6 protein-coding genes are annotated in these 6,107 nt (G+C 61.1%); 1 reads left to right on the top strand and 5 read right to left on the bottom strand.

Annotated elements, in window-relative coordinates; all coding sequences use genetic code 11:
- From menB to ACW14G_RS13590, 5 genes are all read right to left on the bottom strand, one after another.
- On the bottom strand, window positions 1-701 hold a 701-nt coding region (menB, locus tag ACW14G_RS13610; protein ID WP_455648621.1), incomplete at its 3' end, for a 1,4-dihydroxy-2-naphthoyl-CoA synthase.
- An 8-nt stretch (window positions 702-709) separates the two neighbouring features.
- Window positions 710-1,477: a 2-succinyl-6-hydroxy-2,4-cyclohexadiene-1-carboxylate synthase gene (gene menH / locus ACW14G_RS13605; protein ID WP_249022985.1), complete on the bottom strand. Its 768-nt coding sequence runs from the start codon at window positions 1,475-1,477 to the stop codon at window positions 710-712.
- Complete coding sequence (gene menD, locus ACW14G_RS13600; protein ID WP_455648620.1) at window positions 1,474-3,144, bottom strand: 2-succinyl-5-enolpyruvyl-6-hydroxy-3-cyclohexene-1-carboxylic-acid synthase; 1,671 nt, start codon at window positions 3,142-3,144, stop codon at window positions 1,474-1,476. Before menD ends, menH begins: the two co-directional genes overlap by 4 nt.
- A gap of 79 nt (window positions 3,145-3,223) precedes the next feature.
- A complete protein-coding gene (gene menF, locus ACW14G_RS13595; RefSeq protein WP_249022983.1) occupies window positions 3,224-4,516 on the bottom strand; it encodes an isochorismate synthase MenF in 1,293 nt (430 codons plus the stop codon).
- Window positions 4,517-4,663: 147 nt separating this feature from the next.
- Entirely contained in the window at window positions 4,664-5,125 is a 462-nt protein-coding gene (locus ACW14G_RS13590; RefSeq protein WP_223803030.1) for a GNAT family N-acetyltransferase, read from the bottom strand.
- 45 nt (window positions 5,126-5,170) lie between these two features.
- On the opposite strand from ACW14G_RS13590, the gene rnz reads away from it, so the two are divergent.
- Entirely contained in the window at window positions 5,171-6,091 is a 921-nt protein-coding gene (gene rnz / locus ACW14G_RS13585; RefSeq protein WP_419058220.1) for a ribonuclease Z, read from the top strand.
- Window positions 6,092-6,107: the final 16 nt, after the last annotated feature.

Below are 6,107 nucleotides of genomic sequence, written 5' to 3'. Positions count from 1 at the left end.
GCTTTCAGGCAGCGCAGCGCCATCGGGCTGTTTTGCAGCATTTCGCGGCACCAGCGCACGGTCTCTTTTTCCAGATCCGCCAGCGGAACCACGGTGTTCACCAGGCCCATATCCAGCGCCGCTTTGGCATCGTACTGACGGCACAGGAACCAGATTTCACGCGCTTTTTTCTGACCCACGATGCGCGCCATGTAAGACGCGCCCCAGCCGCCGTCGAAGGAGCCGACTTTCGGGCCGGTCTGGCCGAAGATGGCGTTTTCCGCCGCAATGGTCAGGTCGCACATCATGTGCAGCACGTGGCCGCCGCCGATGGAGTAGCCAGCCACCATCGCCACCACCGGTTTCGGGCAGGTGCGAATCTGACGCTGGAAGTCGAGAACGTTCAGGTGATGTACGCCGCTGTCGTCCTGGTAGCCGCCGTAGTCACCGCGTACTTTCTGGTCGCCGCCGGCGCAGAAGGCTTTATCACCTTCGCCGGTTAAAATGATCACGCCGACATTGTCGTCATAGCGCGCGTCCGCCAGCGCCTGGATCATTTCTTTGACCGTCAGCGGACGAAACGCGTTGCGTACCTGCGGGCGATTGATGGTGATTTTAGCGATGCCGTCAGCCGATTTTTCATAACGAATGTCGGTAAAGCCTTCGGAACAGTCGTGCCACTCGGCAGGGGCGTACAGCATAGCTTCATCAGGATAAATCATAGCGATTCCTATAAGTTAGCAGGCAAAATCTGCGCCAGACACGCGACGACGCCTGCGGGATTTTCCCGGTGCGCGTTGTGTCCGGCATCACGAATAATATGGCAAGGCAGAACCAGCGTTTCGGCAATCGCCTGAAACTTGCGGTCGTGCTCGCCACAGAGATACCAGAAAGGGAAAGTACGGGCTTGCAGCGCCGGACGCAGATCGTCCTGCACCGCGAGAGAGGTGGCCAGCAGCATCGCCGCCAGCCCAACGCCGTGGTTCTGCTGGCGTAGCGCCACCAACGCATCGCGCTGTTCGGCGGTCAGGCTGGCGAACACCGGCTGCTGATACCAGTCGGCAAAGACCTCAGCCAGCGGCTGCTGGGCAAAACGCTGCGCCCACTGTCGGTCGTTGCGCCAGCGCTGCGCGCGTTCGGCGTCGTCCATCAGGCCGGGATGACCGCCTTCGACGATAACGCCTGCCACGCCGTCTGCCCGCGAGCCACAGGCGTAGTGCATCGCCACCCGGCCGCCCAGCGAGTATCCCACCAGCCAGTAATTAAGTATGTTGTAACTAAGCAACGTCGCCGTGAGCAACGCATCCACGTCGGCGAAGCCGTCTACCTGCACGTTCGCCGAGCTACCATGCCCAGGAAGATCAATATACAGCCGGTTAGCGCGCGTAAAGCGTTCGCCCACCGGCCGCCATTCCCGATGGTCGCCGGAAAATCCGTGCAGGAACACCAGCCACGGCTGCGTTGGGTCGCCCCGCTCGGCGACGGCGTGGAGAATCATAGATGACTCACCTGCGCCAGCAGTTGTTGCAGCGTTTGCGCGCCGTCGGTGTCGTTAACCACCAGTTCAATCACCGTGGTTGCCGGCGCACGCCAGGCGGCAGCGAGCGCGGACTCCAGCGCTGCCCAATCCTGCGGCTGATGGTAGTTCAGGCCAAACATTTTCGCCGCATGTTCAAAGTGCACGTTCTGCGGCATGGCGTAGAAACGCTCGCGCTCTTCCACCGGCGTCGGCAGCAGCGAAAATATCTGCCCGCCGTTATTGTTGACCACAATCAGCACCAGCGGCGCGGAGACCTGGCGCAGCAGCGCCAGCGCGTTAAGGTCGTAGAGCGCCGAAAGATCGCCGACGATTGCCAGCGTTGGCCGCGCGCTGCCGCGCTGTACGCCAGCCGCCGTCGAAATCAGCCCGTCAATCCCGCTGGCGCCGCGATTGCTGTAGACCGGGTAGCCCGCAGGCAGCTGGCCTAAAGCATCAATCAGGCGCACCACGAGACTGTTACCGACAAACAGCTGCCCTTGATCCGGCAGATAGTGGCGAATACGGTGCGCCAGCTGCGCCTCGCCGAAACGCTCGCTCTGGGCAGCCACCGCCTGCCAGGCCTGCGCGGAGAGCGCCGGAATAACCGTGGCCCACGGCGCGCGTTTTTCAGCAGGATGCTTCTCCAGCCACTGCTCGATATTGCTGACCAGTCGACGCCCGCGATGGTGTGCCGGGTCCAGGCGGCCGGGGAGCGAGTCTACCAGCCAGTATTCGTCCGGCTCGCAGGCAAGCTGCCATTGCTGCACCCGTTTGCCGGTCAGGCTGCTGCCGATTTGCACCACAAGCTGCGCCTGTTGCAGCTCGCTGACCGCCGCCGGATTGCCCAGCCACAGATCGGCGCAGGGCAGCGGTTGCCCGGTTTGCGACAGCACGTCGCCAATCAGCGGCCAGCCCAGCGTTTTGGCCCATTCGGCGACGCGTTTGCCCTCTTCCGCGCTCATGCGCCCCGCCACCACTACGCCACGTTTCTGCCGCCAGAAGAACCAGTCGCGCTGGACCGCGCTCTCCTGATGCAGCGCTTCGCGCAGCCAGGGTTTATCTCCCTGCCACCAGTCGCCCAGCGCCTGCTGCCAGACCAGCCCGGTGTCATCCATATCGCCGTACAGCGGTTCCGCGAACGGGCAATTAATGTGAACGCCGCCAGAATGCAGCGCACCCAGCGCATCATCCACCACCGATACCAGCCAGCGAGCTGGAATATCCTGGCTCGGGCGCGGTAGCGATACGGTCTGCGAAGGGTGCGAAGCAAACATTCCCGGCTGGCGAATCGCCTGATTCGCGCCGCAGTCAATCAGCTCCGGCGGACGGTCGGCGGTGAGGAGAATAATTTTTTCACCGGTCAGCCCGGCTTCAATCAGCGCAGGATAGAGGTTCGCCACCGCGGTACCGGAGGTGACGATAACGGCCACCGGCTGGCGGCTCACTTTCGCCAGGCCCAGCGCCAGATGACCAAGGCCGCGTTCATCAAAATGGGTATGATGAATAAAGGCGCGGTTTTCCGCCGCCGCAAGAGTGAGCGGCGTTGAACGCGACCCGGGGGCAATGCAAACGTGGCGCACGCCATGACGGGTTAAAGCTTCCAGAATCACCGCCGCCCAGCGTCGGTTAAATGCGCTTACTGACATGAATTTGTCCGGTATCAAATATTGCGACTCAGTATAAAGACTACGACAGCGTAGGATTTTGATATGAGTCGATAATGTTCTATTCAGAGAATAGCAATGAGCGCAGCCCCGCCGCTTTATTTTCGATTTCCTGCCACTCCTGCTCGGGGTCGGAGCCTTCGACAATCCCGGCCCCCGCATACAGCCGCACGGTCTTGTCCTCCACCCTGGCTGAACGCAGCGCGACGCAAAACTCACTCTGCTGCCGCGAAAGATAGCCCGCGGACCCCGCGTACTCTTCACGGGTAAACGGTTCAAAATGGTCAATAAACGCCAACGCCGCCGCTCTGGGTAACCCGGCGACCGCCGCCGTCGGCTGAAGCTGGAGCAGGCACAGCGTGTCGTCCGGTTGCGTGAGTTCTGCCTGAATGCGGCGGCGCAGATGCTGCACCTTACGCAGGCGGACGATTTCCGCAGGCAGCACATCCAGCGCGTGCGTGACGTCCTGCAACCGCTGACAGATATCATCAACCACCAGACCGTTTTCCCGCTGGTTCTTATCGTCGTGCATCAGCCAATCGCCCAACCGCTGCGCGATGACCGGATCGTCATGCGCGGCCACCGTTCCGGCAAGCGCCTCGGTCAGCAGCTGCACGCCACGTCGCCGCCATAAACGTTCCGGCGATGACCCCAGAAACGCCCGGCGAGCGTCAAAGGCCATGTAGAAATGATAGCAAGAGAAATTGACCCGGCGACTGGCGGCCATCAGCGCACCGGCGTCCGGCGCATGGCTGAAAGTGAGGTCCGTCGCGCGCGCCAGCACCACTTTCGTGAACTCACCGTCGCGGATCGCCTGGGTCGCCTGCTGAATCAGCCGACACCAGCCCTCTTTGCCTAGACGATGGGTTTCGCTCTCCTGATGCAGCGAGAGTTCAGCAGAGGAATGATGGGCGCTGAGCGCCGCCAGACAGGCCCGCGCCCGCTCGGCGTCCTGTGCCAGCGAAGTCTCGCTCCACAGATTCAACCGCAGGGTGGCCCGGCCTGCTTCACGTCGCCATTCCAGACGCGGCAAAAACAGCGTGCCGCGTGTCGGTTCAAAGGCATTAACGCCACACACGCGGATGTCATCACGCGGCAGCGTAGCAAGAAAGGCATTCGCCTGCGCCAACGAGGAGAACGTGCACACGGTGTCCAGCGCGGCAATCTCTTCCTTGCCGCTGCGCTGCTGCCAGTAAAATTGTGGCCAGACCGCCTGACCGTTCAGCCAGGCGAGCGGGTCAAAGGCATCATTCAGAGGGAAAGCTGCTTCAAGGATTCGCATGCCGGGCAACGCGGGAAAATCGTCTGCCAGAAGCGCTGACAGGCGCTGCAACGCCGCTAAAATCGAACGCACGCCAACCTCCCTATCATAAAAACCACATAGTATAAGGGGTACTACCCGTAAATTGCAGTACCCACGATTAGGGAGTAAATAAGCGCGAAGGCAATATCGCACTGAAAATCAACGGACTTTGTCTTTTACTATAGCCAGAATTCGCGGTTATGCGCGCACCGCTTCGCGCGCCATACCCACGTGCGGAATGCCGTCCTCGTCATAAACGTCAGTGACGGTAATAAAGCCATATTGGGCATAAAAATCGCGCAGATGCGCCTGTGCGCCGAGGTAGAGCGCCCGCTGCGGCCAGCGCTGCTGGCACGCGTCGACGGCCCGCGTCATAAGCTGATGGCCTAAACGTTCGCCGCGCACATCGGCGCTGACGATGACCCGGCCAATCACCACCGGCTCAATCTCTTCCTCGCTCACCAGAATACGCGCGTAAGCCACCAGCCGGTCATCCTTCCAGCCCAGCAGATGACGGTTCTCGCCCAGCAGATCGTCACCGTCCACATCGAGGTACGGACAGGTTTGCTCCACCACAAACACTTCGCAGCGCAATTTCAGCAGCGCGTACAGCGCCGGGACGGTGAGTTCAGAATGGTGCAAATCTTGCCAGCGAATCATGGTAGGCTCCTTAGACCTTATTTTTACCGCCAGGGGCGCGGCACTATGCAATTGACTTTTTTAGGCACATCCGCGGGCGTGCCAACCCGTACCCGCAACGTAACAGCAATGCTGCTGAACCTGCAACATCCGACCCAACCCGGGCTGTGGCTTTTTGACTGCGGTGAAGGCACTCAGCACCAGTTGCTGCATACGCCGTTTAACCCAGGCAAGATTGAGCGTATTTTTATCAGCCACCTGCACGGCGACCATCTGTTTGGCCTGCCGGGGCTGATTTGCAGCCGCTCAATGGCCGGTAGCGCTCAGCCACTGACGCTGTACGGCCCAACGGGGCTGAAAGCGTTTGTTGAAACGACGCTGCGCCTGAGTGGTTCATGGACCGACTTCCCGCTGACGATAGTGGAGATCAGCGCCGGCGAGATCTTTGATGACGGGCTGCGCAAAGTGACCGCCTACCCGCTAAATCATCCGGTAGAGTGCTATGGTTTTCGCGTTGAAGAACACGACAAACCCGGTGCGCTGGACGCAAAACGGCTGATTGCCGACGGCGTCCCCTTCGGCCCGCTGTTCCAGAAGCTCAAAGCAGGCGAGCGCATTACGCTGGCGGATGGGCGTATCATCGACGGCGCTGACTATCTCGCCCCGGCGACCCCCGGCAAAAAAATCGCCATTTTTGGCGATACCGCCCCCTGCGAAGCGGCGTTGGCGCTGGCCCGTGACGTTGATCTGATGGTCCACGAGGCCACGCTGGAAGCGGCGATGGCGGAGAAAGCCAATAGCCGCGGTCACTCCTCAAGCGAGCAGACCGCTAAACTGGCGCTGGCGGCCAACGCCAGGCGGCTGATTATCACTCACGTGAGTTCGCGCTACGATGCCGAAGGCTGTCGCCGTCTGCTGGCCGAGTGCCAGAGCCACTTTGCGAACTGCGAGCTGGCGGAGGATTTCGCCACCTTCACGCCAGAATAACGTTTTGCCTCAGCGT

The sequence above is a fragment of the Kluyvera sp. genome (assembly GCF_965301105.1).
The sequence above is the reverse complement of the archived record's forward strand: the minus strand, read 5'-3'. Positions and strand labels throughout refer to the sequence as shown.

Coding starts and splice junctions, on each gene's coding strand:
- ACW14G_RS13590 (WP_223803030.1), bottom strand. CDS start 5,125: ATGATTCGCTGGCAAGATTTGCACCATTCTGAACTCACCGTCCCGGCG.
- menD (WP_455648620.1), bottom strand. CDS start 3,144: ATGTCAGTAAGCGCATTTAACCGACGCTGGGCGGCGGTGATTCTGGAA.
- rnz (WP_419058220.1), top strand. CDS start 5,171: ATGCAATTGACTTTTTTAGGCACATCCGCGGGCGTGCCAACCCGTACC.
- menH (WP_249022985.1), bottom strand. CDS start 1,477: ATGATTCTCCACGCCGTCGCCGAGCGGGGCGACCCAACGCAGCCGTGG.